At 64.6% G+C, this 3,435-nt stretch carries 3 protein-coding genes; 2 read left to right on the plus strand and 1 reads right to left on the minus strand.

Features of this window, described 5'->3' with window-relative positions; genetic code table 11:
- Positions 1–107: 107 nt before the first annotated feature.
- On the plus strand, positions 108–932 hold the full coding sequence (locus QJT78_RS49520; protein ID WP_028147654.1) for an aspartate dehydrogenase: 825 nt from the start codon (positions 108–110) through the stop codon (positions 930–932).
- 3 nt (positions 933–935) lie between these two features.
- Here the strand turns inward: QJT78_RS49520 and QJT78_RS49525 are convergent, their stop codons facing one another.
- A complete protein-coding gene (locus QJT78_RS49525) occupies positions 936–2,240 on the minus strand; it encodes a sorbosone dehydrogenase family protein (protein WP_028147655.1) in 1,305 nt (434 codons plus the stop codon).
- 350 nt (positions 2,241–2,590) lie between these two features.
- Here QJT78_RS49525 and QJT78_RS49530 point away from each other — a divergent pair, with 350 nt between their 5' ends.
- Entirely contained in the window at positions 2,591–3,154 is a 564-nt protein-coding gene (locus QJT78_RS49530; RefSeq protein WP_240537868.1) for a hypothetical protein, read from the plus strand.
- Positions 3,155–3,435 lie beyond the last annotated feature (281 nt).

Here is a 3,435-nt window from a genome sequence, read left to right on the forward strand (position 1 = left end):
ACGCCCTCCCGACGCAACGACAAAACCGTAAAGCCCCGCGTTCAGCATAACCCGGCAGGAATCCACTTAAATCCAGCGGGGCGCTGTCCAAACAACCGGGGCCAGCTCTGACTGGACAGAAAGCTTCGAGCGAATTGCGGGTTGCGATCGCAGGCCTGGGCTCGATCGGCACCAAGATCGCGTCGGCGCTCGATCAGGGCATCGAGGGACTGACGCTCACCGCCGTCGCGGTGCGCAATCCCGCAAAGCATCAGGCCTTTATCGGCGGTCTGCGCCGTCCGCCGCAAATCGCGCCGATCGAGCAGCTCGGCGAAGTCGCCGACATCGTGGTCGAATGCGCGCCGAGCAGCCAGTTGCGCGCGATCGTCGAACCCGCGGTGAAACGCGGCAAGGCCGCGGTCGTCGTCAGCGTCGGCGGGCTGCTCGACAATTTCGATCTCGTCGATCTCGCCCGCGCCAATGGCGGCCGGATCATCGTGCCGACCGGGGCGTTGATCGGGCTCGACGCCGTCAACGCCGCCGCAATCGGCACTATCAACTCGGTGAAGATGGTGACGCGCAAGCCGATCGACGGCTTGAAGGGCGCGCCCTTCATCGTCGAAAACAACATCGATATCGACAATCTGCGCGAGCCGCTCAAGCTGTTCGAGGGCACCGCGCGCGAGGCCGCAAAGGGGTTTCCGGCCAATCTCAACGTCGCGGTCGCGCTGTCGCTCGCGGGCGTCGGGCCCGACCGCACCTCCGTGCAGATCTGGGCCGATCCGACCGTGACGCGCAACGTTCACCGCATCGAGGTCGAGGCGGATTCGGCGCGTTTCTCGATGTCGATCGAGAACATCCCGTCGGAGAATCCCAAGACGGGCCTGATCACGGCGCTGTCCGTGATTGCGCTGCTACGCAAGCAGCGCGCCACGCTTTGTGTCGGGACGTAACCTCTACGCGCCCGTGACGCGCCAGATCACGTTGCCGACGTCGTCGGCCATCAGCAGCGACTTCTTGTCGGGTCCGATCACGACGCCAACCGGACGGCCGTAGGATTCCTTCTCGTCCGGGGACAGGAAGCCCGACAGGATGTCGCGACCGGGGCCGGAGGGCTTGCCGTTCTCGAACGGGATGAACACCAGTTTGTAGCCCGAGAGAGTGCTGCGATTCCACGAGCCGTGCTGGCCGATCACCATGCCGTCGGGGAAGCCGGGCAGCGTGCCCGCCGGCATCCAGCACAGGCCGAGCGAGGCGGTGTGGCCGCCGAGCGCGTAGTCCGGTTGAATCGCCCTAGCGACCATCGCGGGATCCTGCGGCACGCGATCGTCCACCGTCTTGCCCCAGTAGCAATAGGGCCAGCCGTAGAAGCCGCCGTCGCGCACCGAGGTGAGATAGTCCGGCGGCGTCTCGTCGCCGAGCCCGTCGCGCTCGTTGACGACGGTCCAGAGCACGTTCGTATTGGGCTCCCACGCGAGTCCAACCGGGTTGCGCAGTCCCGCACCAAAAATGCGATGCGTGCCGGCGGCGAGATCGAGCTCATAGACCGCGGCGCGGCCTTCCTCGACCTCCATGCCCATCTCGGCGATGTTACTGAGCGAGCCGACGCCGGCATAGAGCTTCTTGCCGTCGGGGCTCGCGAGCAGGCTGCGCGTCCAGTGTCCGCTCGGCTTGAACGTCGTGAGCCGCTTGCCCGGCGCGGTGATGCGGTCGGCATTGGCGACATAGGGGAAGGCCATCACGCCATCGGTGTTGCCGACATAGAATGTGCTGCCGACCAGCGCCATGCCGAAGGGCTGGCTGAGGTTCTCCATGAAGGCGCCGCGCACTTCGGCGACGCCGTCGCCGTCCTTGTCGCGCAGCAGCGTGATGCGGTTGGCGCTGACGCCGAGCGCGGCGGCGCGCCGCATCGTCGCCTGCATCGCATAGTGAAACACCGACCTCGGCGCGCCCGCAATCTGCGTCGCCTCCGCGATCAGCACGTCGCCATTGGGCAGCACCTCGATCCAGCGCGGATGGTCGAGCCCGGCCGCGAATGCATTGACCTTGAGCCCGGGGGCGACCGTCGGCTTCTGGCCCTCGCTCCAGCCCCTGGCCGTCGGCATCTTCAAGGTCGGCAGCGCCCCCTGCGGCTTCGCTTCGGGAATCGCCGGCGCCTGGCCCCAGGCCGGCGCGGGCGCGGTGCCCGACAGCCGCCGCCATTGCAGCGCGGCACCGCCGATCAGCGCGACGAACTGCGCGAAGATGCTGGAAAAGGTCATGGAAATCCCCTGTTGAACGTACGGCACAATCCAACGACGGATCGCCCAAAGCCCCGCGCGGGCTCAGACCTTATCGTCGACCTCTCCAGATCCACGATGGGATGTCGTTGTGCCTTTTTGCGCGCGCATCCAACTGGGTAGCGGCAAAAAGGTCAACCGTTACGGAACTCGACCAGCGCCTATTCCCGAGGAATGGCAGCCGACCAAATTTGCATGGAGAGGAAAGTCAGCGGCCGATGTGCCGGTCCAGCCGCCCGGCGCGAGCCTCTGCTGCTATGCTAGGCACGCCCAAAGAACTGACTGATTTTCGGTGCCATTGCCCGCCGCGCGCCGTCACGACATCTCCAGGCATGCAACTGTTTAACCATCCGTTAACCACAGCTATTCATGATACCGCTCGTGTATGTGTGTTCGCGACGAGCTTGATCTGCATGGCGCAGCGTGGTTCCAGAGCGCCAGTTGGAGGGGATGAGGGCGTCCTGAGCTTTCCCTCACCGCTGGCACCAGACAAGGGAGCAACAGCTCTCGATCTGGTATATCAAGCGGCCGATGTCTTCCGCGATATGGAGAAACACGCCCGCGAGACCGAAGCCCGTGCCCAATCACTTTGCACGAGCGCCATAGAAAGATTGCGGCTGGCCGAAGGGCGAGCGGAGGCCGCCGAGCGGGCACAGCGTGAACTCACCGTAGCCATCCAAACTAAGCTGCAAGATGCTTGCCGAGCGCTGGAGCAAGCCCAGTGCTGCATTGAAGCTCAGAAGGATAAGTTGACGGCCGTAGAGCTTCGCGCCGAAGTTGCGGAAGCCGAAGCGCGACAAGCCAAGGAAGCGCTCGCGCTCGTTGAAGAGGCCATTCGCAAGCGTCTGCTTTGCGCAAACCCGCATGCCGATGGCAGGTTGCCAGCGGTAGCCTGATCGATTGCGACTGCAATGACGCACTGGGTGCTACCGCGCGGGCAGGCGCGGAGCGGGCGAACTCACCCTGCTGTGAGCCTGGCGGTAGCCACCGCCTTTAGCATTTGAAATCGGGCGGGATGGGGTTCGACCCAAATAGGGCCGGTGCAGCCTGAGAGGCTCATTTTTCTTACCCCCGTGGGTCGGTCAAAATCCCCCGGGTATGGTCACTTGAAACTCCCCCACCTGATGATCGCCGTCAGCGCCGCTGAACAGCAGTAGCCGGTCAGGCAGGACGTTTA

It is taken from the genome of Bradyrhizobium sp. Mp27 (assembly GCF_029953005.1).
Taxonomy (GTDB): domain Bacteria; phylum Pseudomonadota; class Alphaproteobacteria; order Rhizobiales; family Xanthobacteraceae; genus Bradyrhizobium; species Bradyrhizobium barranii.

Bases quoted from the DNA above. Each gene is read 5' to 3' on its own strand.
- QJT78_RS49525 (WP_028147655.1), bottom strand. From the start codon at position 2,240: ATGACCTTTTCCAGCATCTTCGCGCAGTTCGTCGCGCTGATCGGCGGT.
- QJT78_RS49530 (WP_240537868.1), top strand. From the start codon at position 2,591: ATGCAACTGTTTAACCATCCGTTAACCACAGCTATTCATGATACCGCT.